28 protein-coding genes are annotated in these 26,533 nt (G+C 71.2%); 20 read left to right on the top strand and 8 right to left on the bottom strand.

Annotated features, from left to right (window positions below; all coding sequences use genetic code 11):
• Positions 1-56: 56 nt before the first annotated feature.
• Together BLW86_RS15810 and BLW86_RS15805 are read right to left on the bottom strand one after the other, a co-directional pair.
• Positions 57-572 (bottom strand): mycothiol transferase, encoded by a 516-nt coding sequence (locus tag BLW86_RS15810; RefSeq protein WP_143060251.1) that lies wholly within the window; start codon positions 570-572, stop codon positions 57-59.
• Between the two features lie 153 nt (positions 573-725).
• Positions 726-929: a cold-shock protein gene (locus BLW86_RS15805; protein WP_041130679.1), complete on the bottom strand. Its 204-nt coding sequence runs from the start codon at positions 927-929 to the stop codon at positions 726-728.
• A gap of 261 nt (positions 930-1,190) precedes the next feature.
• On the opposite strand from BLW86_RS15805, the gene BLW86_RS15795 reads away from it, so the two are divergent.
• From BLW86_RS15795 to BLW86_RS15785, 3 genes are all read left to right on the top strand, one after another.
• Positions 1,191-2,063, top strand: a complete 873-nt coding sequence (locus BLW86_RS15795) for a menaquinone biosynthetic enzyme MqnA/MqnD family protein (protein ID WP_093874632.1) — start codon at positions 1,191-1,193, stop codon at positions 2,061-2,063.
• A gap of 366 nt (positions 2,064-2,429) precedes the next feature.
• On the top strand, positions 2,430-3,629 hold the full coding sequence (mqnC, locus tag BLW86_RS15790) for a cyclic dehypoxanthinyl futalosine synthase (RefSeq protein ID WP_093874631.1): 1,200 nt from the start codon (positions 2,430-2,432) through the stop codon (positions 3,627-3,629).
• Positions 3,630-3,636: 7 nt separating this feature from the next.
• Positions 3,637-4,236, top strand: coding sequence for an amidohydrolase family protein (locus BLW86_RS15785; RefSeq protein ID WP_093874630.1), 600 nt, complete (start codon positions 3,637-3,639; stop codon positions 4,234-4,236).
• A 12-nt stretch (positions 4,237-4,248) separates the two neighbouring features.
• On the opposite strand, the gene BLW86_RS15780 is transcribed toward BLW86_RS15785, so the two are convergent.
• Together BLW86_RS15780 and BLW86_RS15775 are read right to left on the bottom strand one after the other, a co-directional pair.
• Positions 4,249-5,037 (bottom strand): hypothetical protein, encoded by a 789-nt coding sequence (locus BLW86_RS15780; protein ID WP_093874629.1) that lies wholly within the window; start codon positions 5,035-5,037, stop codon positions 4,249-4,251.
• A gap of 8 nt (positions 5,038-5,045) precedes the next feature.
• A complete protein-coding gene (locus tag BLW86_RS15775; RefSeq protein WP_093874628.1) occupies positions 5,046-5,588 on the bottom strand; it encodes a SigE family RNA polymerase sigma factor in 543 nt (180 codons plus the stop codon).
• 136 nt (positions 5,589-5,724) lie between these two features.
• On the opposite strand from BLW86_RS15775, the gene BLW86_RS15770 reads away from it, so the two are divergent.
• Both BLW86_RS15770 and BLW86_RS15765 read left to right on the top strand, forming a co-directional pair.
• Complete coding sequence (locus tag BLW86_RS15770) at positions 5,725-6,417, top strand: demethylmenaquinone methyltransferase (RefSeq protein WP_093874627.1); 693 nt, start codon at positions 5,725-5,727, stop codon at positions 6,415-6,417.
• Between the two features lie 17 nt (positions 6,418-6,434).
• Positions 6,435-7,766: a geranylgeranyl reductase family protein gene (locus BLW86_RS15765; RefSeq protein ID WP_093874626.1), complete on the top strand. Its 1,332-nt coding sequence runs from the start codon at positions 6,435-6,437 to the stop codon at positions 7,764-7,766.
• Between the two features lie 6 nt (positions 7,767-7,772).
• On the opposite strand, the gene BLW86_RS15760 is transcribed toward BLW86_RS15765, so the two are convergent.
• The 3 genes from BLW86_RS15760 to BLW86_RS15750 all read right to left on the bottom strand — a co-directional run bounded on the left by BLW86_RS15760 (position 7,773) and on the right by BLW86_RS15750 (position 9,887).
• Positions 7,773-8,177: a response regulator transcription factor gene (locus tag BLW86_RS15760; RefSeq protein ID WP_093874625.1), complete on the bottom strand. Its 405-nt coding sequence runs from the start codon at positions 8,175-8,177 to the stop codon at positions 7,773-7,775.
• Positions 8,178-8,366: 189 nt separating this feature from the next.
• Positions 8,367-9,311: a hypothetical protein gene (locus BLW86_RS15755; protein ID WP_093874624.1), complete on the bottom strand. Its 945-nt coding sequence runs from the start codon at positions 9,309-9,311 to the stop codon at positions 8,367-8,369.
• A 159-nt stretch (positions 9,312-9,470) separates the two neighbouring features.
• Positions 9,471-9,887, bottom strand: coding sequence for a peptidase inhibitor family I36 protein (locus BLW86_RS15750; RefSeq protein ID WP_093874623.1), 417 nt, complete (start codon positions 9,885-9,887; stop codon positions 9,471-9,473).
• 296 nt (positions 9,888-10,183) lie between these two features.
• Here BLW86_RS15750 and BLW86_RS15745 point away from each other — a divergent pair, with 296 nt between their 5' ends.
• From BLW86_RS15745 to BLW86_RS15730, 4 genes are all read left to right on the top strand, one after another.
• On the top strand, positions 10,184-10,705 hold the full coding sequence (locus BLW86_RS15745) for a hypothetical protein (RefSeq protein ID WP_093874622.1): 522 nt from the start codon (positions 10,184-10,186) through the stop codon (positions 10,703-10,705).
• Positions 10,698-12,215 (top strand): peptidoglycan-binding protein, encoded by a 1,518-nt coding sequence (locus BLW86_RS15740; RefSeq protein ID WP_256341322.1) that lies wholly within the window; start codon positions 10,698-10,700, stop codon positions 12,213-12,215. The genes BLW86_RS15745 and BLW86_RS15740 overlap by 8 nt, the downstream gene beginning before the upstream one ends.
• A gap of 74 nt (positions 12,216-12,289) precedes the next feature.
• A complete protein-coding gene (locus BLW86_RS15735) occupies positions 12,290-12,967 on the top strand; it encodes an ABC transporter ATP-binding protein (protein WP_256341674.1) in 678 nt (225 codons plus the stop codon).
• Positions 12,964-14,235 carry an ABC transporter permease gene (locus tag BLW86_RS15730; protein ID WP_371129508.1) on the top strand — a complete coding sequence of 424 codons (1,272 nt, stop codon included), beginning with the start codon at positions 12,964-12,966 and terminating at the stop codon, positions 14,233-14,235. The genes BLW86_RS15735 and BLW86_RS15730 overlap by 4 nt, the downstream gene beginning before the upstream one ends.
• A 69-nt stretch (positions 14,236-14,304) precedes the next feature.
• Here the strand turns inward: BLW86_RS15730 and BLW86_RS15725 are convergent, their stop codons facing one another.
• On the bottom strand, positions 14,305-15,180 hold the full coding sequence (locus BLW86_RS15725) for a C40 family peptidase (RefSeq protein ID WP_093874620.1): 876 nt from the start codon (positions 15,178-15,180) through the stop codon (positions 14,305-14,307).
• Positions 15,181-15,838: 658 nt separating this feature from the next.
• Between BLW86_RS15725 and BLW86_RS15720 the strand changes: the two genes are divergently transcribed.
• The 11 genes from BLW86_RS15720 (at position 15,839) to nuoK (ending at position 26,530) form a co-directional block, all read left to right on the top strand.
• Complete coding sequence (locus tag BLW86_RS15720) at positions 15,839-16,198, top strand: NADH-quinone oxidoreductase subunit A (protein WP_019888619.1); 360 nt, start codon at positions 15,839-15,841, stop codon at positions 16,196-16,198.
• A gap of 17 nt (positions 16,199-16,215) precedes the next feature.
• Complete coding sequence (locus BLW86_RS15715) at positions 16,216-16,770, top strand: NuoB/complex I 20 kDa subunit family protein (protein WP_030318842.1); 555 nt, start codon at positions 16,216-16,218, stop codon at positions 16,768-16,770.
• A gap of 88 nt (positions 16,771-16,858) precedes the next feature.
• On the top strand, positions 16,859-17,590 hold the full coding sequence (locus BLW86_RS15710; RefSeq protein ID WP_093874619.1) for an NADH-quinone oxidoreductase subunit C: 732 nt from the start codon (positions 16,859-16,861) through the stop codon (positions 17,588-17,590).
• Positions 17,587-18,912, top strand: coding sequence for an NADH-quinone oxidoreductase subunit D (locus BLW86_RS15705; protein ID WP_093874618.1), 1,326 nt, complete (start codon positions 17,587-17,589; stop codon positions 18,910-18,912). The genes BLW86_RS15710 and BLW86_RS15705 overlap by 4 nt, the downstream gene beginning before the upstream one ends.
• Complete coding sequence (gene nuoE / locus BLW86_RS15700) at positions 18,909-19,649, top strand: NADH-quinone oxidoreductase subunit NuoE (protein WP_093874617.1); 741 nt, start codon at positions 18,909-18,911, stop codon at positions 19,647-19,649. Before BLW86_RS15705 ends, nuoE begins: the two co-directional genes overlap by 4 nt.
• Complete coding sequence (gene nuoF / locus BLW86_RS15695; RefSeq protein WP_177181660.1) at positions 19,646-20,998, top strand: NADH-quinone oxidoreductase subunit NuoF; 1,353 nt, start codon at positions 19,646-19,648, stop codon at positions 20,996-20,998. Before nuoE ends, nuoF begins: the two co-directional genes overlap by 4 nt.
• Entirely contained in the window at positions 20,995-23,478 is a 2,484-nt protein-coding gene (locus BLW86_RS15690) for an NADH-quinone oxidoreductase subunit G (RefSeq protein WP_093874615.1), read from the top strand. The genes nuoF and BLW86_RS15690 overlap by 4 nt, the downstream gene beginning before the upstream one ends.
• Positions 23,475-24,839 carry an NADH-quinone oxidoreductase subunit NuoH gene (gene nuoH / locus BLW86_RS15685; protein ID WP_093874614.1) on the top strand — a complete coding sequence of 455 codons (1,365 nt, stop codon included), beginning with the start codon at positions 23,475-23,477 and terminating at the stop codon, positions 24,837-24,839. The genes BLW86_RS15690 and nuoH overlap by 4 nt, the downstream gene beginning before the upstream one ends.
• Entirely contained in the window at positions 24,814-25,410 is a 597-nt protein-coding gene (gene nuoI, locus BLW86_RS15680) for an NADH-quinone oxidoreductase subunit NuoI (protein WP_093874613.1), read from the top strand. The genes nuoH and nuoI overlap by 26 nt, the downstream gene beginning before the upstream one ends.
• Entirely contained in the window at positions 25,407-26,234 is an 828-nt protein-coding gene (locus BLW86_RS15675; protein WP_093874612.1) for an NADH-quinone oxidoreductase subunit J, read from the top strand. Before nuoI ends, BLW86_RS15675 begins: the two co-directional genes overlap by 4 nt.
• Positions 26,231-26,530, top strand: a complete 300-nt coding sequence (gene nuoK / locus BLW86_RS15670) for an NADH-quinone oxidoreductase subunit NuoK (RefSeq protein ID WP_017239464.1) — start codon at positions 26,231-26,233, stop codon at positions 26,528-26,530. The genes BLW86_RS15675 and nuoK overlap by 4 nt, the downstream gene beginning before the upstream one ends.
• Positions 26,531-26,533 lie beyond the last annotated feature (3 nt).

The following is a 26,533-nucleotide window of genomic DNA, read 5'->3' as shown; positions in this document are numbered from 1 at the left end:
AACGTCGCCTCGCGCGAAAGACTGAGGCGGACGCTACCAGCCGCCCCCGGCACCCGTCACGATCTTTCCCGCCGCTCCACCGCACCCCGGACGTACGCCGCCTGCCCGGCGTGCTGGAGGTCGTCCGCGATCACCGACACCAGCCGCACACCGAGGGTGACCGGCGGGTCCCAGCGGGTGTCGACGATCCGGTCCAGGTCCGCGTTCGTGACCGTACGGATCAGCTCCTCGGTGCGGGCGTGCACGGCGTCGTGGTAGCCGAGCAGCAGCTCCGCCGGCGCGCGGACCTCGGCGACCTGCGCGCTCGTCTGCCCGTAGCCGGTGGCGCGCTTCGGGAAGGGCAGCCCGAAGCGGTCCGCCCAGCCGTCGGAGGTCCACACCTGGTCCGTGTCGAAGGCGTCCGCGAGGTGGTCGTCCTGGACGCGGGTGAGGTGCCAGACGAGCCAGGCCACGGAATTCGCGTCGGGATCGATGCGTACGGCGAGCTCGTCGTCCGTGAGGCCCTCCACGGCCTCGTGGACGACCTCACGGATCCGGCCGAACGCGTCGACCAACAGCCCGGCACTGTTCATCCCCCCACGGTCACCTCCCCGCCGGCGGCCCGCAAGCGCAGCCGCCCCCGTGCGGGCCCGGAAAAGGGCAGGAGCCCCGGCTCGTGCCGTGAGGCACGGAGCGGGGCTCCTTGGGTACTGCTCTAGTCGTACGTGTTCGCCGACCCGGGCAACTTAGGCCGGGGAGACGTTCTCCGCCTGCGGGCCCTTCGGGCCCTGCGTGACGTCGAAGGTCACGACCTGGTTCTCCTCGAGCGAGCGGAAGCCGTTCGCGTTGATCGCGGAGTAGTGGACGAAGACATCCGGGCCGCCGCCGTCCTGGGCGATGAAGCCGAAGCCCTTTTCAGCGTTGAACCACTTCACGGTTCCGGTAGCCATGAGCCCTCCTATGGGCCAAAGGGTCGCCCTGCTCCAGAACCTGCAAACAAGTCTGAAAACTACAAAAGCCTGCGGGTCACATGCTCCGCAGGCTCTGTACTGCAAGGGAAACCAAACTGCAACTTGCGCTGAGCGTAGCACGCAGGACGCTCGCGGCGGTAGAGGGAAAGATCACGTCACCCGCATGTTTGATTCCGTTCCGTGTGCTGACGCGCGTGCCCCGCCGATGCCCACACCCTGAGACGGGTCTAGCCTCGCGATGTGGACAAAGCAACCGACGACCACCAGCGCAGCCGGCCCCGCGTCGGACACATCCAGTTCCTGAACTGCCTCCCCCTCTACTGGGGCCTCGCCAGGACCGGGACGCTCCTCGATCTCGAGCTCACCAAGGACACGCCGGAGAAGCTCAGCGAGCGGCTCGTCCGGGGCGATCTCGACATCGGGCCGATCACCCTCGTCGAGTACCTCCGGAACGCGGAGGACCTGGTCGCGCTCCCCGACATCGCCGTCGGCTGCGACGGGCCCGTCATGTCCTGCGTGATCGTCTCCCAGCGGCCCCTGGCGGAGCTCGACCGCGCGCGCGTGGCCCTCGGCTCCACCTCCCGCACCTCCGTGCGCCTCGCCCAGCTGGTCCTGGCCGAGCAGTACGGGGTCGAGCCCGACTACTACACCTGCCCGCCGGACCTCGGCCTGATGATGCAGGAGGCGGAGGCGGCCGTCCTCATCGGCGACGCCGCGCTCCGGGCCTCCCTGCACGACGCGCCCCGGCTCGGCCTCCAGGTCCACGACCTGGGGCTCATGTGGAAGGAGTGGACGGGCCTGCCGTTCGTCTTCGCCGTGTGGGCGGCGCGCAAGGACTTCCTGGCACGCGAGCCGGAGACCGTCCACGAGGTGCACCAGGCGTTCCTGGCCTCGCGCGACCTCTCCCTCGAAGAGGTCGCCAAGGTCGCCGAGCAGGCCGCCCGCTGGGAGACCTTCGACGCCGAACTCCTGGAGCGGTACTTCCGCACGCTCGACTTCCGTTTCGGCCCCGAGCAACTCGCGGGCGTGCGGGAGTTCGCCCGCCGCACCGGCCCCACGACCGGCTTCCCGGCGGACGTCGCGGTGGAACTCCTGCCGCCCACGGCGCGATAAGCGGCACGGCCGCGGGGAATGACGCGGCGGAGAAATACCGGTGGGCCCTCCCGCGCACAGGGTGGGCCTTTCCGCGTACAGGGCGGCCCTTTTCGGGCGCCGGGCGGACCTTTCCGGGTGCCGCCGGGAATGCGGTCGCTCTCCCCGGGACGCCGGTACCGGACCGTCGGTAATGGGACGCCCGGCGACGCACCCGGAATTCACCCGATATTCGCCGGACCCCCGCGCGTCTCTCCCCGGCGCCTCGCCCGCCGTCCACCCTCCCCGGCCTCCGGCGGCCGCGGAACGGCACCCTGCGGAAGCCGCGAGGAGCGCTGGCGTAGGCTGGCTCGGTCTGTCATAACCCCTCCGAAAGGGACGCACCCGGTGACCGAGAAGGCCGAACTCCAGTCTGTTCTCGACCGCGCCGCCGCGGGTGGCCGGATCACCCCCGAGGAGGCGCTCGACCTCTACCGCTCGGCGCCCCTGCACGCACTGGGCGCCGCCGCCGACGCGGTGCGCCGCCGCCGGTACGCGGGGACCGAGCACATCGCGACGTACATCATCGAGCGGAACATCAACTACACGAACGTCTGTGTGACGGCGTGCAAGTTCTGCGCGTTCTACGCCGCCCCGAAGGACACCGAGAAGGGCTGGACCCGGGACCTCGACGACATCCTGCGCCGCTGCGCGGAGACCGTGGAGCTCGGCGGCACCCAGATCATGTTCCAGGGCGGCCACCACCCGGACTACGGCGTCGAGTACTACGAGAAGCACTTCGCCGCCATCAAGAAGGACTTCCCGCAGCTGGTCATCCACTCCCTCGGCGCCTCCGAGGTCGAGCACATGGCCCGCATCTCCGGCGTCTCCGTCGAGGAGGCCATCACCCGCATCCACGCGGCCGGTCTCGACTCCTTCGCGGGCGCCGGCGCCGAGCTGCTCCCCGAGCGGCCGCGCAAGGCCATCGCCCCGCTCAAGGAGAGCGGCGAGCGCTGGCTGGAGATCATGGAGATCGCCCACAAGCTGGGCGTCGAGTCCACCTCCACCATGCTGATGGGCACCGGCGAGACCAACGCCGAGCGGATCGAGCACCTGCGCATGATCCGCGACGTGCAGGACCGGACGGGCGGCTTCCGGGCCTTCATCCCGTACACGTACCAGCCGGAGAACAACCACCTCAAGGGCCGGACGCAGGCCACGCTCTTCGAGTACCTGCGCATGATCGCGATCGCCCGGCTCTTCCTCGACAACGTCGCCCACATCCAGGGCTCGTGGCTGACCACGGGCAAGGAGATCGGCCAGCTGACCCTGCACTACGGCGCGGACGACCTCGGCTCGATCATGCTGGAGGAGAACGTCGTCTCCTCGGCCGGAGCCAAGCACCGCTCCAACCTGCGCGAGATGATCGACATGATCCGCACGGCGGACCGCGTCCCGGCGCAGCGCACCACGACGTACGAGCACATCGTGGTCCACGACGATCCGGCGAACGACCCGGTCGACGAGCGCGTCGCCTCGCACATCTCGTCCACGGCGATCGCGGGGGGCACGGCGCACCCCGAGCTGAAGCTCCTCGACGCCAACTGACGCGCCCGTGCTGACCCTCCACGTCGCCGAGGCGACGCCCGGGAGCGCCGTCCTCGTCGACGGCGCCCTCGTCGCCGCCGTCGGCCCGTACGAGGACCTGGCCGCCGTCAGGCCCGAGGCGCGGGTGCGGCGGTGGCCCGGCATCCTCACCCCCGGGCTCCTCAACCCGTACGGCCCCGAGCTGCTCGAACAGACCTACCACCCGGACCCCCGGGAGGCGGCGGAGTTCGGCACCGAGCCGATCACGGGGGAGCGGGCGCGGGCGATCTTCCGCGCCGACCCGGCGCGGCTCGGCGCCAGTGCGCGGCGCGGGGTGCAGCGGATGCTGGCGCACGGCACGGTCGCGGTCGCCGGCGAACTGCGCGGCCGGGCCGCGCAGGACGCGGTGCGGCGGGCCGGTCTCGCCGTCGGGCAGCGGCCCCCGTCCCTGCCCGGGCCACCGTCCCTCTCCCCGGTGCCGCTGATCCTGCTGCCCGGCCTCGTGCCGGGCGGCCCCGCCCGTTTCGCCGTCTTCGACGTCCCCGACCGGGCGGCCCTGGTCCGCCTCGGCGCGTCGACCTGCGTCGCCACCGTCCTCGGCGGCCGCCTGGTCCACCGGCGCCGGTAGCCGGGACCCGGCTCACCCGCCCCGGACCGGGGCGCCCTTCTTCTGGACCGGGTACTCGTCCGCGTACTTCAGCAGATCGGTGAAGCGGGCGTCGCGTACGACGGCGAGCAGCTGGTCCGGTGTCACGGGCGCCGAGGCGCTGTCCGACGGGTCGACGGAGAGCAGCACACTGCTCCTGCCGTACCGCGTGACGACCATGGCCCCCAGGGTGTCGGTCCTGTTCACGGCCATCGCGTACACCTGCGCGGTCCGGCCCCCGCCCAGATCGGTCTTCTCGCAGGTGATCTTCGGCGGCTGGTTCCGGCACTCCTGGAGGCGCTCCCCCTCGGCGGGCCGGATGGACAGCTTCACGGGGAAGGCCGTGCCGCCCGCGGTGATCCGGTACGAGGACACCTCGTCCGCGACCGGCCGGACGTCCTCGACGGACGCCGGCAGCAGTTCGTCGAGAAGGGCCGACACCTGCTGCTGGAACTGGGCGCGGCGCGCGCTCTCGGCGTCGGAGAGCTTCTCCGGCGGCTCCTGACCCGGAGTCGGCCGGATCTGCACCGGCGTGTGGTACGCCGAGGGGAAGGCGGCCGGCGGCGCGGCGGGCATCGCGGCGCCGGGGTCCGCCCCGGGCAGCAGGGACAGTCCGAGCGCGGCCGCGGTCACGGTGCCGAAGACACCGCCGGCGACGGTGAGCCGGGCCCGTGCGCGGCGCCTGCGGCCCAGGCGCACCGCGACGGGCGCGAGGTCGGGAAGGGGTGGCAGCTCCTGTGTCGTCCGGTCCAGGGCACGGCGGAGCATCGTTTCGTCGTCCACGCGGGACCTCAGCTTCCGATGGCGTAAGGGTGGAGTTGGGGATCGGCGGTGTAGAGGTGTGCCTCGCCGAGGCGGTCCCGGAGCCGGGCCAGGGAGCGTGAGCACTGGCTTTTGACCGTCGCCTCGCTGCAGCGCATCAGCGAGGCGACGGTCTCCACACTCAGGTCCTCCCAGTAGCGAAGGACGACCATGGCGCGGGCTCTGGGCGGGAGCTCGGCGAGCGCGGCGAGCAGCGTGACCCTGAGGTCCGGCTGTTCGGTGGCCCGCGCCGGGCCGAGCCCGCCGGTCTTGGTGAAGGCGAGCAGGTCGCGCAGCCGGCGACGCCGTTCGGCCAGGAACGTGCGGGTGAGCACGGTCTTGGCGTAGGCGTGCGGGTGCTCCGCCGCTCCGGCCCGCCGCCAGTGCTGGAAGAGCTTGGCTAGGGTGGTCTGTGTGAGGTCGCGGGCGGTCTCCGCGTCTCCGCACAGGAGGTAGGCGGTGCGGTACAGCCGCGTCTGCGCGGATCGGGCGAACTCCTCGAACCCGACGTCCGAGCCAAGCGGTGACGGCATCTCGCTCCCTTCGTCAGCACTGTCACCCTTCCCTGAGCGCGCTCGCCGGGAAAAGGTTGAAGCCGATTTCCGGGAATCTTCCGGGGGGCCGGGGCCGGTCCCCGGCCGCCCGGGGGGTGGCTGCCACAATGGCCGGGTGAGCCGAGCATCCCTGGACAAGCAGCCGCACGAAGTCGCCTCGATGTTCGACGACGTGGCGGCGAACTACGACCTCACCAATGACGTGCTCTCCCTCGGGCAGGACCGGCGCTGGCGCAAGGAGGTCGCCGAGGCGGTCGACGCGCGGCCCGCGCAGAAGATCCTGGACCTGGCCGCCGGGACCGCGACCTCCTCGCAGCCCTTCGTGAAGGCGGGGGCGTACGTCGTCCCGTGCGACTTCTCCCTCGGGATGCTGCGGGTCGGCAAGAAGAACCACCCGTGGATGCCGTTCACCGCGGGCGACGGCATGAGGCTGCCGTTCCGCGACGACGTCTTCGACGCGGTCACCATCTCCTTCGGGCTGCGGAACATCCAGGACACCGACCGGGCGCTGCGCGAGCTGTACCGGGTGACGAAGCCCGGCGGCCGGGTCGTCATCTGCGAGTTCTCGCACCCCACCTGGGCGCCGTTCCGCACGGTGTACGAGGAGTACCTGATGCGCGCGCTGCCGCCGGTGGCCCGCGCCGTGTCCTCCAACCCCGACGCGTACGTGTACCTCGCGGAGTCCATCCAGTCCTGGCCGGACCAGTCGACCCTGGCGGGCATGATGCAGAAGGCCGGCTGGTCGAAGGTTGCCCACCGGAACCTGACGGGCGGCATCGTGGCCCTGCACCGCGGCTTCAAGGCCTGACCCCCGCCCCACCGTCCATGAACTTCCCCCCTCCTTCCCTCGACCCCTCCGGGAGATCCGCCGTGACCGAGCAGCCCCTCTCCGAGCACACCGCAGATGTGATCGTCGTCGGGGCAGGCCCGGCCGGCTCCACCACCGCGTACTACCTGGCCAAGGCCGGACTCGACGTCCTGCTCCTGGAGAAGACCGCGTTCCCCCGCGAGAAGGTCTGCGGCGACGGCCTCACGCCGCGCGCCACCAAGCAGCTCGTCGCCATGGGCATCGACATCTCCGAAGAGGCCGGCTGGCTGCGGAACAGGGGCCTGCGGATCATCGGCGGCGGCGTCCGCCTGGAGCTCGACTGGCCGGAGCTGGCCTCGTACCCGGACTACGGACTCGTCCGCAAGCGCGACGACTTCGACGAGCAGCTCGCCCGCCAGGCGCAGAAGGCCGGCGCCCGGCTGTACGAGCGCTGCAACGTCGGCGCGCCGATCATCGACGACCGCACGGGCCGGATCACCGGCGTCCACGCGAAGCTGGGCGAGGAGAAGCGCGAGGTCACCTTCCACGCCCCGCTCGTCGTCGCCGCCGACGGCAACTCCACCCGGATCTCCCTCGCCATGGGCCTGCACCGGCGCGAGGACCGGCCGATGGGCGTGGCGGTCCGGACGTACTTCACGAGCCCCCGCCACGACGACGACTACCTGGAGTCCTGGCTGGAGCTGTGGGACCGGCGCGGCCCGCAGGACCGGCTGCTGCCCGGCTACGGCTGGATCTTCCCGATGGGCGACGGCACGTCCAACGTGGGTCTCGGCATCCTCAACTCCTCGAAGGCGTTCCGGGAGCTGGACTGGCGCGAGGTCCTCAAGGCCTGGTGCGCCTCCATGCCGGAGGACTGGGGCTACACCCCGGAGAACATGACGCAGCCGATCCGCGGCGCGGCCCTGCCGATGGCGTTCAACCGCCAGCCGCACTACACCAAGGGCCTGCTGCTGGTCGGCGACGCGGGCGGCCTGGTCAACCCGTTCAACGGCGAGGGCATCGCGTACGCGATGGAGTCGGGCCAGATCGCGGCCGACGTCATCGTCCAGGCGCACGCGCGCGCGACGCCCGCCCAGCGCGAGCTGGCCCTGCGGAACTACCCGCAGGTCCTCAAGGACACCTACGGCGGCTACTACACGCTGGGCCGCGCCTTCGTGAAGCTCATCGGCAACCCGAAGATCATGAAGATCGCGACCCAGCGCGGTCTGACCCACCCGCTCCTGATGAAGTTCACCCTCAAGATGCTGGCGAACCTCACCGACCCGACGGGCGGCGACGCCATGGACCGCATCATCAACGGCCTCTCGAAGGTGGCCCCGAAGGCCTGAGCGCCGTCAGGCGCAGCGCTTGACGCCTCCGGCGTACTGCCGGCTCATCGGGGGCCGGGGCACGCGAGCGCGCAGCTCCGCGCTCCGGGCTGACTCGTCGTGGCGGCAGAGGCGGCACGGCCAGACCGCCTCGGCGAGCAGGGCCAGCAGATGGAGCTGGGCGCGCGACAGGCCGCCCAGCTTCTCGCGCATGTTGGTGACGTGGAACTTGACGGTGCGCTCGGTGATGCCGAGGTGCTCGGCGAGATCCGTGTTGGACTCCCCGCCGGGCATCGCCCACAGGACCTCGACCTCGCGGTCCGTCAGGGAGTCCAGGTGGCGTAACGCGGTGGTGACGGGGTTGATCCTGGCGGCTCGGGTCCCGTTGTTCTCGGCTGGTTCGGTTCTGCAGTACGAGCACTGACGAAGCATGAGTCCCCCCCCAGAGACGGCATTCGTTGGGCACGGTGCGACGGGACCGAAAGATTTTGTTCCCGATGGAAACGGTAACCGGATCGCGTCACGAAACGATGCCCGCGCGGCCGGATCGGGGCGTCCCTGGGACGTCCCGGCGGCCGGAAACCGACCAGGCCGCCGACCTCCGCTCCTCGGCCCCGAGGCTCAGCCGGCCAGCGTGGCCGCCAGCTTCAACCGTTCGTTGAGCTCGGTCTTCGCCTGGTTCAGGGTCTCCGCGTTCTGCTCGATGCCGCGCTTCTGGTAAGCGGTTTCGACGGTGTACCAGATGCCGACGAGGTTGGCCTTTTCCTTACATGCGACGTCCTGCTTGGCGGCGGCGATCGCCTTCGGACCCCCGTAGGTGTTCGGGTTGAGCCCCAGGTCGCTCTGCGGGCTGACCGGCTCGTCGACCGTGTAGCCCTTCTCCGCCATGCAGGCGGACCAGGCCTTCACGGCGGCGACGACGCGGGAGTCCTCGCGGGACCGGGAGTTGGCGTCCATCGTCAGGTTGGTGACGAACATGGCGTCCACCGCGCCCTTCTTCGGCGCGTAGACCGTGAGGTAACCCTCGCGGATGCAGCCGCCGACGGGCACCTTCTGCCCGTTGAGGGCCTTGCCGCTGTCCTTGCCCCTGGCCTCCTCCAGGCTCATCGGCTGGGGGCCCTTGTAGTCGGTGGGGCCGCTGAGGGCGAGCTTGCCGCTCGCGCCGAGGACCTGGGTGGGCGGCTTCGCCGGCGGCTGGGCGCCCCGGTTGGGGACGTAGCCGTAGCGGGCCGCGACGGTGGCGTCGGTGAGGCCGTACCGGGAGTCGTCGGACCGGCCGCCGACGGCGGGCGTCAGGGGCAGCTCGAAGTCGAAGCCGAAACGCTTCATGCAGTCGCTGGTCACCCGGGCCTGTGCCTGCTCCAGCTTGCGGCGCTGGTCGTCGGTGGTCGCGTAGGCGTCCAGCGGGTACGAGAGGCCGGTCGTCGACAGCATCCGGGGGATCGTCCCGATCGCGGGCTCCTGCGCGGAACCGTCGCCACCGCCGCCGTCCGACTCGGAGGAACAGGCGGTGAGGAGCGCGGCGCTCAACAGGAGAACGGTCGCGCGGGCGGCGATTGGACGCATGGGGCTGCTCCAGGGACGTGTGCGTGTCTACCATGGGAGCAGCCGTTGCTCTGCCCGCCTCATTCGGGCGGAGCAACGGCTGCCGCGGTGGTGCGTGCGCCGGGGCCGTGAGGCTACTCCGGCGGATCAGCTGGGTGGTGCTTCACGAGACCCTGGTGATCAACGGGCCTTGTAGTGGTACGCGGAGGAGATGCGGTTCTTGAAGTTCGTGGACGCGTTGCCGACGTAACCCGCCGGCAGGCTGCCCTCGATGCCGCCCGCGTAGGCGTCGGTGTAGACCCACCACGTCAGGGAGTCGGCGTTGTAGTACGAGGCGGTGTTGTCGTTCACCGACTCGCCCGCACCGGCACCCGGGCCGGGGAAGCGGTCGCCGTCGAAGTTGTCGTCCGCGACGTAGAGGTCCCAGACGGCACCGGCCTGACCGGAGTTGTAGAACAGGCCGAACTCGCCGCTCTCCAGGTAGCCGTTCTTGCCGGTGGCCGCGGAGGCCGAGCCGGCCGTGGCGAGCGCGCCGGCGCCGATGGCGGCGAGCGCGATGGCCGTGGCGGCGACGCGACGGAGTGCAGTGCGCTGCATGTCGTTGCCTTTCACGTAGCTGTTGCTGATGGGTTCACTGTGGCCCGGAGTGGGCCGGGGTCCATACGAGCACTGCCAACTCGGCGGCGTCCACTGTCCGTTGAGACAGTTACCGGTCGGGCCGCCCCCGGATATGCTCGTCGCGTCGAGGTGCCCGCCGGGCGCCGCAGACCTATCGCGCAGGGGCCTTGTACGTGGCGTAGCGCAACGCCGCGTCGGCCCCCTCCTGCGCGTTCCCATGACGCCCCGTAGACGGGGAATCCCCGTCGGAAGGACCGTTTCTGATGAGACGCCTCATGGCTGTGCCCGTACTCATCCTCGCCCTCGGGCTCGGGGGGTGCTCGAGTGACGGGGACGGCGCGACCCGGTCGGAGCCGAGCACCGCGAAGACCACCGCCTCCACCTCCGCCGCCCCCTCCTCCGCGCCCTCGAACGGCGCCGGCGGCTGGGCCGCCTACTACGACTGCCTCGGCGCCCAGGGGCTCAAGCTCCAGGACAGCGAGGGCGGGGAGAAGCGCGTCGACAAGGACGCCAACAAGCCCGAGGCGGTGGCCGCGGCGGAGAAGGCGTGCGCCGCGAAGCAGCCCGGGAAGGGCCAGGCCGACCCGGCGAAACTGGAAGCGGCCAGGAAGCTCTCCGCCTGCATGCGCAAGGAGGGCGTCGCCGACTACCCGGAGCCCGACCCGGCGACGGGCGAAGTGGCGCTCGACGGGACCCTGGGCGAGCGGATGAAGGGCGACCCCAAGGTGATCGCGGCGCTGAAGGCCTGCGGCCCCAAGGCCGCGGGCGGAGACGGCGGGACGGTCGTCGGTGGCTGACGACACCCCGGCCGGCACGACCCCGCCCGGCGCGGAGCCGCCGGGCGGGATCGCGGACGGTTCCCGGACCCCCGGCGGCGACGCCGGGGGCGCCCGGATGAACCGGCGCCGGTTCTGGGTCGCCGCCCTCGTCGCGGGGGCGGTGGCCCTGACCGGCGCCGGCGTGGCGGCCACCGCCTTCATCAAGTCGCCCGCGCAGGTCGCGGCCGACGCGAAGCCACCACCGCAGGACGTGCTGATCGCCCGGGTCGAGAACCGGGTCCTCGCGGAGACGGTCGTCCTGCGCGGCACCGTCGCCGCAGGCCAGAGCATCCAGGTCGCGCCCGTCTCGGCGGGCGGCGAGGGCGGCGCCGCCCCCGTGATCACCAAGGTGTCCGTGAAGAGCGGGGACGCGGTGCGCTCGGGGAAGGTGCTCCTGGAGATATCCGGCCGGCCCGTCTTCGTCCTGCGCGGCGGCCTGCCCGTCTACCGGGACCTCAAGCCCGGCGCCACCGGCGACGACGTGAAGCAGCTCCAGGACGCGCTCGACGCGCTCGGCCACGGCCGCGGCGGCGACGAGAAGGGCACCTTCGGGCCCGGCACGAAGAACGCGGTCGAGGAGTTCTACTCCTCCATCGGCTACGACCCCAAGCCCGCCGTCGACGACGACGGCGCGGCCGTGGACGGCGCCAAGGCCTCCGTCACCGGTGCCGAGCGGGCCCTCGTGGACGCCCGCGACGCGCTCGCGGCCACCACGGACGACGCACAGAAGAAGACGCTGAAGAAGGCGCGCGACCGGGCCGCCGAGGACCTGGAGACCGCCCGCGAGGCGCTCGCGAAGGCGGAGGCGGCGGCCGGCCCGATGGTCCCGGCGGCCGAGGTCGTCTTCGTACGGGCCTTCCCCGCCCGGGTCGCCACCGTCACGGCCCGGCCGGGGGCGCAGGTCTCCGGCACCGCGATGACCCTCTCCTCCGGCAGGCTCATGGCCCAGGGCTATCTCCAGGACCACCAGAAGGGGCTGATCCGCGCCGGGCAGAAGGTGCGGATCCTCGCCGAGACGACGGGGCAGGAGACGACCGGCCGAGTGGTCTCGGTCGCGGACACCCCGTCCCAGCAGCAGGACCAGCAGTCCGGCACGCAGGGCTCCGGCTCCGGCGGCGACGGCGCGGGAGGGGACGGCGCGCAGGGCAACGGTGCCGTCGGCTACCTCTTCACCGTCGAGCCCACCCGCGAACTGCCCTCCGGCCTCGCGGGCCAGGAGGTGCGCCTCACCATCGAGGCCGCCTCCACCGACGGCAAGGCCCTGGTCGTCCCGGTCACCGCCGTCTCCGCGGGCGTGGACGGCAAGACGGTCGTCACCACCGTCGACGGCACCGGCCGGCAGGAGCGGATCGAGGTGCGGACCGGCACGACCGGCGACGGCTTCGTGGAGGTCGTCCCGCTCACCCGCGGCGCCCTGAAGGAGGGCGACGAGGTGGTCACCGGGGTGAACCCGGGCGCGGCCCCGGGGAACTCCCAGGGGGCGCCGTGAGCAGGACGAGCGAGGCGGCCGGGGGGACCGGGGCGGCCGGGCAGACCGGGGCGGGCGGTCAGGACGTCCCCGTCATCGAGTTCCGCGCGGTGAGCCTGACCTACCCGGGACCGCCGCCCGTCGCCGCCCTCAAGCCCTGTGAACTCACCGTCCACCAAGGAGAGTTCATCACCGTCGTCGGCCCGTCCGGATCGGGCAAGTCGACCTTCCTGAACGTCGCGGGACTCCTCGACGCGCCCACCGGCGGTACGTACCTCCTGGACGGCATCGACACGGCGGCGCTGCGCGACGGGGAACGGACGGCCCTGCGCGGGCGGCGGATCGGCTTCGTCTTCCAGTCCTTCCACCTCCTGCCGCACCGCAGCGCCACGGAGAACGTCACGCTCTCGATGGTGTACTCGGCGGTGCCCCGCGCCGAGCGCCGCGCCCGTGCCCGCACCGCCCTCGAACGGGTGGGACTCGGCCACCGGGCCGAGGCGCTGCCGGGCCGGCTGTCCGGCGGCGAGCGCCAGCGGGTGGCCATCGCCCGGGCCCTGGCAGGCCGCCCGTCGCTGCTGCTGTGCGACGAACCGACCGGCAACCTCGACTCGGACAACGCCGGGGCCGTCCTCGACCTCTTGGGCGAACTGCACGCCTCCGGGATGACGATCGTCGTGATCACCCATGACGCGGAGGTGGCGGAGCGCGGCGAGCGCACGGTGACGATCCGCGACGGGACGCTGAGCGAGCCGGCGAGGGAGGGGCGGGCGTGAGGCGATCCCCGAAGGGCGAAGGCCCCCACGAGGAGTCCCCGAAGCGGCGCCGGGTGGTCGAGCCCTCCAGGCTCGCGGCCCGCGACGTCCTCTCGGAGGCCGTCGCCGGAATGCTCCAGCGACCGGGGCGCTCCGTCCTCACCGCGCTCGGCACCGTCCTCGGCGTCGGCACGTTCGTGGCGATCCTCGGGCTGACCGCGACGACGTCCTCGCAGATCGACTCGCGGTTCGACCTCCTCACGGCCACCGAGGTGACCGTCGAGGACGTCGCCCGCGACCAGAACGAGTTCGCCGACCCCGCCTTCCCGGCCGACGCGGACGCCCGGATCGAGCGGCTCGGCGGGGTCGAGGACGCCGGCGTCTACTGGACCGTCCGCTTGGCGCCCGGCACGGCCGTCCGCTCCGCGCCGGTCGGCGACGGCACGGGCAGCGAGCGGATCGAGGTCGTCGCGGCGTCCCCCGGGGCGCTGCGGGCGGCGGCGCCGACGCTCGCCCAGGGCCGCCTGTACGACGAGTTCGCGTCCGGGTCCGGCCAGCCGGTCGCGGTGCTCGGCAAGTCCGTGGCGGACCGGCTCGGGATCACGACCCTGGAGACCCGTCCCGCGGTGTTCATCGGCGACGAGCCCTTCACGGTCGCCGGGATCATCGACGACGTGAAGCGCAGGGCCGACGTCCTGATGTCGGTCACCGTGCCCCGGACGACCGCCGAGAAGCTCTGGGGACCGCCCCAGCAGGGCGACGCGAAGATGCTGATCACGACCGCGACGGGCGCGGCCGCCCAGATCGCGCGGGAGGCTCCGGTCGCGCTGCGCCCGGACCATCCGGAGTATCTGAAGTCCGTCCCCCCGCCGGACCCCAAGTCCCTGCGCGCGGGCGTGACCGACGACCTCGACCAGCTCTTCCTGCTCCTCGCGGCGGTCTCGCTGGTGATCGGCGCGGTCGGGATCGCCAACACCACCCTCGTGGCGGTGCTCGAACGGACCGGTGAGATCGGCCTGAGACGGGCCCTCGGCGCCCGGGGGCGTCACATCACCGTCCAGTTCCTCACGGAATCGGGCGCTCTGGGCACGATGGGCGGGCTCGTCGGCACGGCGCTCGGCGTGTCCACGGTGATCGCGGTGGCGCTGGTACGGGACTGGACGCCGGTGATGCACACGGGCACGGTCGTCGCGGCCCCGGCCGTCGGCCTGGTCACGGGCGTTGTCGCCGGGCTGTATCCGGCATGGCGTGCCTCGCGCATCGAACCGGCCGAGGCGCTGCGCCGCTGAGCCTCCGGTACGCCGAAGGGCCGTCGCTCCCCCGAGGAGTGACGGCCCTTCGGCATGCCGTGGGGTGGATCAGAGGATGCGGACGGCGCCCGAGGGGGTGTCCCAGTCCATGGAGTGCTGGACCACGCCGCTGGACGGGTTCTGCGCGCCCACGTACTGGCCGCCGCCGACGTAGATGGCGACGTGGTACGAGCCGCTGCGGCTGCCCCAGTACAGGATGTCGCCCGGCTGCAGGTTGCTCAGGGAGACGGAGGTGCCCATGCTCGACTGCTCGTACGAGATGCGGGGCAGGTCGATGCCGGCCGCGCGGTAGGCGGCCTGGACGAGGCCGGAGCAGTCCCAGGAGTTGGGGCCGGTGCCGCCGGAGACGTACGCGTCGCCGATCTGGGCCTTGGCGAAGGCCACGATCGCGGCGGCGGAGCCGGTGGGGGCCTGCGTCTGGCTGTCGCTCTCGGAGGTGGTGGAGCCGCTGTCCGAGGACGAGCCGCCGTCGTCCGACGAGCTCTGGGTGGAGAGCTGGGTGCGGGCGGCGTCGCGGGAGGCGCGCTCGGCGGCCTCCTTGCGCTCCTGCTCGGCCTTGAGGCGGGCCTCCTCGGCGCGCTCGGCCGCGGCCTTGCGCTCGGCCTCGGCCTTGGCCTTCTTGGCCTCCTTGGCGGCCTTCTGCAGCGCCGCGTCCTCCTGCGTCTGGAGGCTCTGGTCGAGGGCCTCCTGCTGGGAGGCCTCGGCGGAGGCGGCGACGGCGCTGGCGAGGCCGCCGGCGGCGTCGAGGGAGCCCAGGGTGGGCATTTCGATGGTCTCGGTCACCGGCTCGGCATTCGCCGGCCCGGCAGCACCGGCCACCGCGATGGTGCCGAGGACGCCACCGGCAACTCCGGCGCGGAGCGCGAGCTTCGAGGCGCTGCGGCGGGGCTTCCGGTGGCTGGGTATGTGAGCGGTGTGGGACATGGGAACAACCGCTATCAGGGCTCGACGGTTCCCTTCAAGAAACGTGGGTTGCGCCACAGTTACGTTTGGAATCTGTGAATCCGCCTCGGTCGTAACCTTATTGACGCCGTAACGGGCAAATCGGGCATGGCTCATCCAGCCCTTGATCACGGGTTTTCATTGAAACGCCCGAATTGCCCGACGCTTACCATCTCTTGACGCCGATGGCCAAGCCCTCTTCTTTTGGAGCTCCTGTGGCGTGACGCAGGTCACACTCCTCTCGTGAAGGCGCGCACGCGTCCACCTCCGTACGCCGGGCCGCCCGACCGGGCGACGGCCGGTTTCTTTATCACCCGGACGCGTCCATCGCCAATTTGCCTGCACTTGCCATCACTTGATAGTGCGACACCCCTTCCGAGCAGCGATTTCCGGTCCGGATGTCACATCTGGTGATCACCTGCGTGCTTCGCGCAACAAGATCACCGCTCATCCGACTTCATGATCCTTCGTCAGGTGGTGGAGATCACAAAGTCCTTGCTGCACCCCGTGTCGCAGATCACAGAGGGGCGGGCATAAGATGCGGGGCAGCCGGGCTTGTGAACTGCCTCACATGGGGGCGATCTTCCACGGCCCGGCGGTGCGGTCCAACGGTCAAGGACGACTGGAAGGAGCGAGGAGCGTGAATGCGTACGCGCCCGTCCTCGTGCTCGGTGCCCTGGGTGCGGGGTTTGCGATCTTCTCCGTGGTCATGGCCACGCTCATCGGGCCAAAGCGGTACAACAGGGCGAAACTGGAAGCATACGAGTGCGGCATCGAGCCCACCCCCACGCCCGCCGGAGGCGGCCGCTTCCCGATCAAGTACTACCTGACGGCGATGCTCTTCATCGTCTTCGACATCGAGATCGTCTTCCTCTACCCCTGGGCCGTCACCTTCGACGCCCTGGGGCTTTTCGGGCTCGTGGAGATGTTGCTCTTCGTGCTCACCGTCTTCGTCGCCTACGCGTACGTGTGGCGACGCGGCGGCCTGGAATGGGACTGAAGGGCTGAGGGGCACCTATGGGACTCGAAGAGAAACTCCCGAGCGGCTTTCTGCTGACGACGGTCGAACAGGCCGCGGGCTGGGTGCGCAAGGCGTCCGTGTTCCCCGCGACCTTCGGCCTCGCCTGCTGCGCCATCGAGATGATGACCACCGGAGCCGGCCGGTACGACCTGGCCCGCTTCGGCATGGAGGTCTTCCGCGGCTCGCCGCGCCAGGCCGACCTGATGATCGTGGCCGGCCGGGTCAGCCAGAAGATGGCGCCCGTCCTGAGGCAGGTCTACGACCAGATGCCCAACCCCAAGTGGGTCATCTCCATGGGCGTCTGCGCCTCCTCGGGCGGCATGTTCAACAACTACGCGATCGTGCAGGGCGTCGACCACATCGTGCCGGTCGACATCTACCTGCCCGGTTGCCCGCCGCGTCCGGAGATGCTCCTGGACGCGATCCTCAAGCTCCACCAGAAGATCCAGTCCTCCAAGCTCGGCGTGAACGCCGAGGAGGCGGCCCGCGAGGCGGAGGAGGCGGCGCTCAAGGCGCTGCCGACGATCGAGTTGAAGGGTCTGCTGAGGTGACCGACGCACGCGCGGCCGCCGGGCCGCAGAAGGCGACGAATGCCGCACCTCTGCGCCGTGTGGGCGGAGAAGGGAACAGGGCTGCACAGTGAGTGACGAGACACCCAACCCCGAGAAGGACCTCAGCACGCAGAACCTGCCGGGCCAGCGCGGTGACCACGGCGAGGAGGTCCGCGTCCAGCGCGGCATGTTCGGTGCCCAGAGCGGGGCCGACACCTCCGGCTACGGCGGCCTCGTCCGCTCGATCCGGCTCCCCGGCCCGGCCGCCCGCCCGTACGGCGGCTGGTTCGACGAGGTCGCCGACGAGCTGGAGGGCGCCCTGGAGGAGCAGGGCCTCCTCCCGGAGAACGCCATCGAGAAGACGGTCGTCGACCGCGGCGAGCTCACCTTCCACATCGAGCGCGAGCACCTCGTCCGCGTGGCCCGCACCCTGCGCGACGACCCCGCCCTGCGCTTCGAGCTGTGTACGGGGGTCTCCGGCGTCCACTATCCCGGGGACAAGGGCCGCGAGCTGCACGCCGTCTACCACCTGCGCTCGCTGACCCACGGCCGGCTGATCCGCCTGGAGGTCTCGGCCCCCGACGCCGACCCGCGCATCCCGTCCCTCGTCGCCGTCTACCCGACGAACGACTGGCACGAGCGCGAGACGTACGACTTCTTCGGCATCGTCTTCGACGGCCACCCCGCCCTCACCCGGATCATGATGCCGGACGACTGGCAGGGCCACCCGCAGCGCAAGGACTACCCCCTCGGCGGCATCGCCGTCGAGTACAAGGGCGCCCAGATCCCGGCTCCGGACCAGCGGAGGTCGTACTCGTGAACAGCCCCAACGCGTCGTCCGCACGCGAGACGACGGAAGGCGCCGTCTACACGGTGACCGGCGGCGACTGGGAAGAGGTCGTCCAGTCCGCCGCGAAGGCCGACGACGAGCGCATCATCGTCAACATGGGTCCCCAGCACCCGTCCACCCACGGCGTGCTCCGCCTCATCCTGGAGATCGACGGCGAGACCGTCACCGAGGCGCGCTGCGGCATCGGCTACCTCCACACCGGCATCGAGAAGAACCTCGAGTACCGGACCTGGACGCAGGGCACCACCTTCGTCACGCGCATGGACTACCTCACCTCGTTCTACAACGAGACGGCGTACTGCCTGGGCGTGGAGAAGCTCCTCGGCATCACCGACCAGATCCCGGACCGCGCCAGCGTCATCCGCGTCCTGCTGATGGAGCTCAACCGGCTCTCCTCGCACCTGGTCTGCATCGCCACCGGCGGCATGGAGCTCGGCGCCACCACGATCATGATCTACGGCTTCCGGGACCGCGAGATGATCCTGGACCTGTACGAGCTGATCACCGGCCTGCGCATGAACCACGCCTTCATCCGCCCCGGCGGCCTCGCCCAGGACCTCCCGCCCGGCGCCGTCGACGCCGTGCGCGAGTTCGTGAAGACCATGAAGAAGAACCTGCCGGAGTACGACAAGCTCGCCACCGGCAACCCCATCTTCAAGGCCCGCATGCAGGACGTCGGCTACCTCGACCTCACCGGCTGCATGGCCCTCGGCGCCACCGGACCGATCCTCCGCTCGGCGGGCCTCCCGCACGACCTGCGGAAGACCGACCCGTACTGCGGCTACGAGAACTACGACTTCGAGGTCCCGACCGCCGACACCTGCGACTCCTACGGACGCTTCCTCGTCCGCCTGGAGGAGATGCGGCAGTCCCTGCGGATCGTCGAGCAGTGCCTCGACCGCCTGGGGCCCGGCCCGGTCATGGTCGGCGACAAGAAGATCGCCTGGCCGGCGCAGCTCGCGCTCGGCGCGGACGGCCTCGGCAACTCCACCGACCACATCGCGAAGATCATGGGCACCTCCATGGAGGCCCTGATCCACCACTTCAAGCTGGTCACCGAAGGCTTCCGGGTCCCCGCAGGGCAGGCCTACGCGGCCGTCGAGTCGCCCAAGGGCGAGCTCGGCGTCCACGTCGTCTCCGACGGCGGCACCCGCCCCTACCGGGTCCACTTCCGCGACCCGTCCTTCACCAACCTCCAGGCCATGGCCGCGATGTGCGAGGGCGGCCAGGTCGCCGACGTCATCGTCGCCGTCGCCTCCATCGACCCCGTGATGGGAGGCGTCGACCGATGACCGACCAGATCAGCCTGGGCATGCCCCAGCTCCCCGCCCCCGAGTACCCGGCGGACGTCCGCGCCCGCCTGGAGGAGGACGCCCGGGCGATCATCGACCGCTACCCGGACTCCCGCTCCGCGCTCCTGCCGATGCTGCACCTCGTGCAGTCGGAGGAGGGCCACGTGACCCGCACCGGCATGCGGTTCTGCGCCGACATGCTCGGCCTGACCACCGCCGAGGTCACCGCCGTCGCCACCTTCTACACGATGTACCGGCGCAAGCCCTCCGGCGACTACCAGGTCGGCGTCTGCACCAACACGCTCTGCGCGGTCATGGGCGGCGACGCCATCTTCGAGGAGCTCAAGGCCCACCTCGGCGTCGGGAACGACCAGACGACCGAGGACGGCAAGATCACCCTCGAGCACATCGAGTGCAACGCGGCCTGCGACTTCGCACCCGTCGTGATGGTCAACTGGGAGTTCTTCGACAACCAGACGCCCGAGTCCGCCAAGAAGATGGTCGACGACCTCCGGGCCGGACGCACCGTCGAGCCCACCCGCGGCGCCCCGCTCTGCACCTTCAAGGAGACCGCCCGCATCCTCGCCGGCTTCCCCGACGAGCGCCCCGGCGCCGTCGAGGCCACCGGCGGCGCCGGCCCGGCCTCCCTCGTGGGACTGCGCCTGGCGAAGGGCGAGAAGCCGCACCACCGAATCGTCCACCCGCGTGGTGAGACCTCCGGACAGGAGGGGGAGTGATGACCTTGGCCGCCGAGATCAACAACAGCAGCCCCGAGAAGCTCCTGGCGCCCGTCCTGTCGGCCTTCTGGGACCAGCCCGACTCCTGGACCCTGGAGACCTACGAGCGCCACGAGGGCTACCAGGGCCTCAAGAAGGCCCTCGCGATGAGCCCCGACGACCTCATCGCGTACGTCAAGGAATCCGGCCTCCGCGGACGCGGCGGCGCCGGCTTCCCCACCGGCATGAAGTGGCAGTTCATCCCGCAGGGCGACGGCAAACCGCACTACCTCGTCGTCAACGCCGACGAGTCCGAACCCGGCACCTGCAAGGACATCCCCCTCCTCTTCGCCAACCCGCACTCCCTCATCGAGGGCATCGTGATCGCCTGCTACGCGATCCGCTCGAACCACGCCTTCATCTACCTGCGCGGCGAGGTCGTCCCCGTCCTGCGCCGCCTCCACGAGGCCGTCCGCGAGGCCTACGCCGCCGGCTACCTCGGCACGAACATCCTCGGCAGCGGACTCGACCTCGAACTCACCGTCCACGCCGGCGCCGGCGCGTACATCTGCGGTGAGGAGACCGCGCTGCTCGACTCGCTCGAAGGGCGTCGCGGCCAGCCCCGGCTGCGTCCCCCCTTCCCCGCGGTCGCCGGTCTGTACGCCTGCCCCACTGTGGTGAACAACGTCGAATCCATCGCCTCCGTTCCCGCGATCCTGAACAAGGGCAAGGACTGGTTCACGTCGATGGGGACCGAGAAGTCCCCGGGCTTCACGCTGTACTCGCTCAGCGGGCACGTCGCCTCGCCCGGCCAGTACGAGGCCCCCCTCGGCATCACCCTGCGCCAGCTCCTCGACATGAGCGGCGGCATGCGCCCCGGCCACCGGCTCAAGTTCTGGACCCCCGGCGGCTCCTCCACCCCCATGTTCACCGACGAGCACCTCGACGTGCCCCTCGACTACGAGGGCGTCGGCGCCGCCGGATCCATGCTCGGCACCAAGGCGCTCCAGTGCTTCGACGAGACCACCTGCGTCGTCCGGGCCGTCACCCGCTGGACCGAGTTCTACGCCCACGAGTCCTGCGGCAAGTGCACGCCCTGCCGCGAGGGCACGTACTGGCTCGTCCAGCTGCTCCGCGACATCGAGGCCGGCAAGGGCGTCATGGCGGACCTCGACAAGCTGAACGACATCGCCGACAACATCAACGGCAAGTCGTTCTGCGCCCTCGGCGACGGCGCCGCCTCGCCGATCTTCTCCTCGCTGAAGTACTTCCGCGCGGAGTACGAGCAGCACATCACCGGCCGGGGCTGCCCCTTCGACCCGGCCAAGTCGACCGCCTGGGCGGACAACCACAAGGAGGTGACCGCATGACCGTCATCGCGTCCACCCCCAGCGGCGGCGGCAGCGCGCCGGTACCGCCCGAGGACCTCGTGACGCTGACCATCGACGGCGCCGAGATCTCCGTCCCCAAGGGGACGCTGGTCATCCGCGCCGCCGAACAGCTCGGCATCGAGATCCCGCGCTTCTGCGACCACCCGCTCCTCGACCCCGCCGGCGCCTGCCGCCAGTGCATCGTCGAGGTCGAGGGCCAGCGCAAGCCCATGGCCTCCTGCACCATCACCTGCACCGACGGCATGGTCGTCAAGTCGCAGCTCACCTCGCCCGTCGCCGAGAAGGCCCAGCACGGCGTGATGGAGCTGCTGCTCATCAACCACCCGCTGGACTGCCCGGTCTGCGACAAGGGCGGCGAGTGCCCCCTGCAGAACCAGGCCATGTCCCACGGACAGGCCGAGTCCCGCTTCGAGGGCGTCAAGCGGACCTACGAGAAGCCGGTCGCGATCTCCACCCAGGTGCTGCTCGACCGCGAGCGGTGCGTGCTGTGCGCCCGCTGCACCCGCTTCTCCAACCAGGTCGCCGGCGACCCGATGATCGAGCTCGTCGAGCGCGGCGCGCTCCAGCAGGTCGGCACCGGCGAGGGCGACCCCTTCGAGTCGTACTTCTCCGGCAACACCATCCAGATCTGCCCGGTCGGCGCCCTCACCTCGGCCGCCTACCGCTTCCGCTCCCGCCCCTTCGACCTGGTCTCCTCGCCGTCCGTCTGCGAGCAGTGCGCCGGCGGCTGCGCCACCCGCACCGACCACCGGCGCGGCAAGGTCATGCGGCGGCTCGCCGCCGAGGACCCGGAGGTCAACGAGGAGTGGATCTGCGACAAGGGCCGCTTCGGCTTCCGGTACGCCCAGCAGCGCGACCGGCTGACCACACCGCTCGTCCGGAACCCCGAGTCCGGTGAGCTGGAGGCCGCCTCCTGGCCCGAGGCCCTGGAGGCCGCCGCCCGCGGGCTCGTCCGCGGCCGGACCGGCGTCCTGACCGGCGGGCGGCTGACCGTCGAGGACTCCTACGCGTACGCCAAGTTCGCCCGGGTCGCCCTCCACACCAACGACATCGACTTCCGGGCCCGGATCCACTCCGGCGAGGAGGCCGACTTCCTGGCCTCCGCCGTCGCCGGCCGGGGACGCGACCTGGACGGCAGCGGGGTCACGTACACCTCGCTGGAGGCCGCCCCGGCCGTGCTCCTCGTCGGCCTGGAGTCCGAGGAGGAGGCCCCCGCCGTCTTCCTGCGGCTCCGCAAGGCCTGGCGCAAGCACGGCCAGAAGACCTACGCGGTCGCCCCGTTCGCCACCCGGGGCCTGACGAAGGCGGGCGGCACGCTGCTGCCGGCCGCCCCCGGCACCGAGACCGAGTGGCTCGACGCCCTCACCTCCCGGGTCGGCCTCTCCGAGGAAGGCGCCGCCGCCGCCGAGGCCCTCCGCCAGGAAGGCGCCGTCCTCGCCGTCGGCGAGCGGCTCGCGGGCGTGCCCGGCGCGCTCACCGCCGCCCTGCGCGCCTCGACCGCCACCGGCGCCCGCCTCGTGTGGATCCCGCGCCGCTCCGGCGAGCGCGGCGCCGTCGAGGCGGGGGCGCTCCCGGCGCTGCTGCCCGGCGGCCGGCCCGCGACCGATCCCCGCGCGCGTGAGGAGGTCGCCGCCGCCTGGGGCGTCCGCGAGCTCCCGCACCGCTACGGCCGCGACACCGGCCAGATCGTGGAGGCCGCGGCCGGCGGCGAGCTCGCCGCGCTGCTCGTCGCCGGCGTCGAGGTCGCCGACCTGCCGGACCCGGCACGCGCGCGTGAGGCCCTCGACACGGCGTTCGTGGTCTCCCTGGAGCTGCGGCCCGGCGAGGTCACCGAGCGCGCCGACGTGATCCTGCCGGTCGCGGCCGTCGCCGAGAAGCCCGGCACCTTCCTCAACTGGGAGGGCAGGGCCCGGCTCTTCGAGGCCGCGCTCAAGCCCGAGCAGATGACCCGGCCCCTCGCGCCGACCGACGCCCGCGTGCTCCACATGCTGGCCGACGCCCTCGACGTCCACCTCGGCCTGCCCGACCTGCGGTCCGTGCGGCGGGAGATGGACCGGCTCGGCGGCTGGACCGAGGAGCGGGCGACCGAGCCCGCCTCGCCCGGCCAGTCGGCGCCCCGGCCCGGCGACGGCGAGGCCGTCCTCGCCGGACACCGGCTCCTCCTCGACCTCGGCAGGCTCCAGGAGGGCGACGCCGCCCTGGCCGGCACCCGGCACGCGGCGGTCGCCCGGCTCTCCGCCGCCACCGCCGCCGACACCGGCGTCAAGGACGGCGACGTCCTGGAGGTGACCGGCCCCGCCGGCTCGGTCGCCTTCCCGCTCCAGGTCACCGAGATGCCCGACCGGGTCGTCTGGCTCCCGCTGAACTCGGCGGGCCGGGGCGTCCTCTCCGACACCGGCGCCCGCCCCGGCACCCTGGTCCGCATCGGCCCGGCGACCTCGCAGGAGGTGCAGGCATGACCCCGAACGTCCTCGCCGCCGAAGACCTGTCCATGTTCGGCACGGACCCCTGGTGGCTCGTGCTGATCAAGGCCGTCTTCTGCTTCGCCTTCCTGATGATCACCGTGCTCTTCTCCATCGTGTGGGAGCGCAAGGTCGTCGCCTGGATGCAGCTGCGCATTGGCCCCAACCGGCACGGCCCCTGGGGCCTCCTCCAGTCCCTCGCGGACGGCATCAAGCTGATGCTCAAGGAGGACGTGATCGTCAAGAAGGCCGACAAGGTCGTCTACGTCCTCGCGCCGATCGTCGCCGCGATCCCCGCCTTCATGGCGATCGCCGTGATCCCCTTCGGCCCGGCCGGCAACGAGGTCTCGATCTTCGGGCACCGGACCGCGATGCAGCTCACCGACCTGCCGATCGCGATGCTGTACGTCCTCGCGGTCGCCTCCGTCGGGATCTACGGCATCGTCCTCGCCGGCTGGTCCTCCGGCTCCACGTACCCGCTGCTCGGCGGCCTGCGGTCCTGCGCGCAGATGATCTCGTACGAGATCGCCATGGGCGCGGCCTTCGCCTCCGTCTTCCTCTACTCCGGGTCGATGTCGACCTCGAAGATCGTCGAGGCGCAGGCGGACCGCTGGTTCGTGATCCTGCTGCCGGTGTCGTTCATCATCTACATCGTCACGATGGTCGGCGAGACCAACCGCGCCCCGTTCGACATGCCGGAGTCCGAGGGCGACCTCGTCGGCGGCTTCAACACCGAGTACTCGTCCATCAAGTTCGCGATGTTCATGCTCGCCGAGTACGTGAACATGGTGACGGTCTCGGCCGTGTCGGTGACCCTCTTCCTGGGCGGCTGGCGGGCCCCGTACCCGGTCTCCACCTTCTGGGAGGGCGCCAACCACGGCTGGTGGCCGATGCTCTGGTTCGTCGTGAAGGTGCAGCTGCTGCTGTTCTTCTTCATCTGGCTCCGCGGCACCCTGCCCCGCGTCCGCTACGACCAGCTGATGAAGCTCGGCTGGAAGGTCCTCATCCCGGTCGCCGTGGTCTGGCTGATGCTGGTCGCCACCGTCCGCGCGCTGCGGAACGAGAACATCGCCTTCTCCAACATCGTGCTGTACGTGGCCGGCGCCGTCCTCGCCCTGCTCCTCCTCTCCTTCCTGGTGGACGCGTTCCGCGACCGGAAGGCGAAGGAGGCCGCGGCCGGTTCCGCCGACGAGCGGTCCTTCGACCCGATGGCCGGCGGCTTCCCCGTACCGCCCAAGCCCGGACAGTCCCTGCCGCCCGTGCCGCGGCGCAGGTCCCGGTACGACCGGGACCTCGTTGTCAGTGGCGCCCCCGATACTGCTACTGCGAGTGATGGAAAGGAGACGGACGGTGTCTGATTTCCAGAATCCGGTGGCCGGCTTCGGCGTGACCTTCAAGGCCATGTTCAAGAAGCGGCTGACGGAGCAGTACCCGGAGCAGCAGAAGACGACGGCGCCCCGCTTCCACGGCCGGCACCAGCTCAACCGTCACCCCGACGGCCTGGAGAAGTGCGTCGGCTGCGAGCTGTGCGCCTGGGCCTGTCCCGCCGACGCCATCTACGTCGAGGGCGCGGACAACACCGACGAGGAGCGCTACTCGCCGGGCGAGCGGTACGGCCGCGTCTACCAGATCAACTACGCCCGCTGCATCCTCTGCGGACTGTGCATCGAGGCGTGCCCCACGCGCGCGCTGACGATGACCAACCAGTTCGAGCTGGCCGACTCCTCCCGCGAGAACCTGATCTACACCAAGGAGCAGCTCCTCGCGGGCCTGGAGGAGACCATGGTCGACACCCCGCACGCGATCTTCCCGGGCATGACCGAGCAGGACTACTACCGGGGGCTCGTCATCGAGGCGGCGCCCGGCACGGTCCGTCAGGTCGCCGTGTCCAAGGGGGAGAAGGACGAGCCGGAGGGGGCGGACGCATGAGCGCGAACCTCGCGGCGTACACGACTTCCACCGGTGAGGCCTTCCAGTTCTGGGTCCTGGGCACCGTAGCCGTCGCCGGCGCGCTGTCCACGATCCTGATGAGGAAGGCCGTGCACTCCGCGCTCTCCCTCGCCGGCACGATGATCGTCCTCGCGGTCTTCTACCTGGCGAACGGCGCGTACTTCCTCGGCATCGTCCAGATCGTCGTCTACACCGGCGCGATCATGATGCTCTTCCTCTTCGTCGTCATGCTGGTCGGTGTCACCGCCGCGGACTCGCTGAAGGAGACCCTCAAGGGCCAGCGCCTGCTGGCCGTCGCCTGCGGTCTCGGCTTCGGCATCCTGCTCGCCGCCGGCATCGGGAACGCCTCGCTGACGGAGTTCGCCGGCCTCGGCACGGCCAACAGCGCCCACGGCGGGAACGTCGAGGGCCTCGCCGCCCTCATCTTCACCAAGTACGTCTTCGCCTTCGAGATCACCGGCGCGCTGCTGATCACGGCGGCCGTCGGCGCGATGGTGCTCACCCACCGGGAGCGGACCGAGCGGGCCCGCACCCAGCGCGAGCTGTCCGAGCAGCGCGTGCGCGAGGGCAAGCACGTCCCGCCGCTGCCCGCGCCCGGTGTGTACGCCCGGCACAACGCCGTGGACATCGCCGGTCTGCTGCCCGACGGCACCGCGTCGGAGCTCACCGTCATGCAGACCCTGCGCAAGCGGGGCCAGATCCGGGACGTGTCCACCGAGGCGATGGCCGACCTCAAGGCACTGGAGCAGCGCTCCGAGGAGCGGCTCGGCCGGGACCGGGACGAAGAGGAGGCCACCCGGTGAACCCCGTCAACTACCTGTACCTCGCGGCCCTGCTGTTCACCATCGGTGCGGCCGGGGTGCTGATCCGGCGCAACGCGATCGTCGTCTTCATGTGCGTCGAGCTCATGCTCAACGCCTGCAACCTCGCGTTCGTCACGTTCTCCCGCATGCACGGCAACCTCGACGGCCAGATCATCGCCTTCTTCACGATGGTCGTCGCCGCCGCGGAGGTCGTCGTCGGGCTCGCGATCATCGTGTCCGTCTTCCGTGCCCGCCACTCGGCCTCGGTCGATGACGCCAGCCTGATGAAGCTGTGAGGG

This window comes from Streptomyces sp. TLI_105 (assembly GCF_900105415.1).
In the GTDB taxonomy this organism is placed as follows: domain Bacteria; phylum Actinomycetota; class Actinomycetes; order Streptomycetales; family Streptomycetaceae; genus Streptomyces.
The sequence above is the reverse complement of the archived record's forward strand: the minus strand, read 5'-3'. Positions and strand labels throughout refer to the sequence as shown.

What these genes read in the sequence shown, in the direction of transcription:
- BLW86_RS15810 (WP_143060251.1), bottom strand. Translation starts at nt 572, where the DNA reads ATGAACAGTGCCGGGCTGTTGGTCGACGCGTTCGGCCGGATCCGTGAG.
- BLW86_RS15805 (WP_041130679.1), bottom strand. Translation starts at nt 929, where the DNA reads ATGGCTACCGGAACCGTGAAGTGGTTCAACGCTGAAAAGGGCTTCGGC.
- BLW86_RS15775 (WP_093874628.1), bottom strand. Translation starts at nt 5,588, where the DNA reads ATGCCGTCACCGCTTGGCTCGGACGTCGGGTTCGAGGAGTTCGCCCGA.
- BLW86_RS15765 (WP_093874626.1), top strand. Translation starts at nt 6,435, where the DNA reads ATGAACTTCCCCCCTCCTTCCCTCGACCCCTCCGGGAGATCCGCCGTG.
- BLW86_RS15760 (WP_093874625.1), bottom strand. Translation starts at nt 8,177, where the DNA reads ATGCTTCGTCAGTGCTCGTACTGCAGAACCGAACCAGCCGAGAACAAC.
- BLW86_RS15755 (WP_093874624.1), bottom strand. Translation starts at nt 9,311, where the DNA reads ATGCGTCCAATCGCCGCCCGCGCGACCGTTCTCCTGTTGAGCGCCGCG.
- BLW86_RS15750 (WP_093874623.1), bottom strand. Translation starts at nt 9,887, where the DNA reads ATGCAGCGCACTGCACTCCGTCGCGTCGCCGCCACGGCCATCGCGCTC.
- BLW86_RS15745 (WP_093874622.1), top strand. Translation starts at nt 10,184, where the DNA reads ATGGCTGTGCCCGTACTCATCCTCGCCCTCGGGCTCGGGGGGTGCTCG.
- BLW86_RS15725 (WP_093874620.1), bottom strand. Translation starts at nt 15,180, where the DNA reads ATGTCCCACACCGCTCACATACCCAGCCACCGGAAGCCCCGCCGCAGC.
- BLW86_RS15715 (WP_030318842.1), top strand. Translation starts at nt 16,216, where the DNA reads ATGGGACTCGAAGAGAAACTCCCGAGCGGCTTTCTGCTGACGACGGTC.
- nuoE (WP_093874617.1), top strand. Translation starts at nt 18,909, where the DNA reads ATGACCGACCAGATCAGCCTGGGCATGCCCCAGCTCCCCGCCCCCGAG.
- BLW86_RS15690 (WP_093874615.1), top strand. Translation starts at nt 20,995, where the DNA reads ATGACCGTCATCGCGTCCACCCCCAGCGGCGGCGGCAGCGCGCCGGTA.
- nuoH (WP_093874614.1), top strand. Translation starts at nt 23,475, where the DNA reads ATGACCCCGAACGTCCTCGCCGCCGAAGACCTGTCCATGTTCGGCACG.
- nuoI (WP_093874613.1), top strand. Translation starts at nt 24,814, where the DNA reads ATGGAAAGGAGACGGACGGTGTCTGATTTCCAGAATCCGGTGGCCGGC.
- BLW86_RS15675 (WP_093874612.1), top strand. Translation starts at nt 25,407, where the DNA reads ATGAGCGCGAACCTCGCGGCGTACACGACTTCCACCGGTGAGGCCTTC.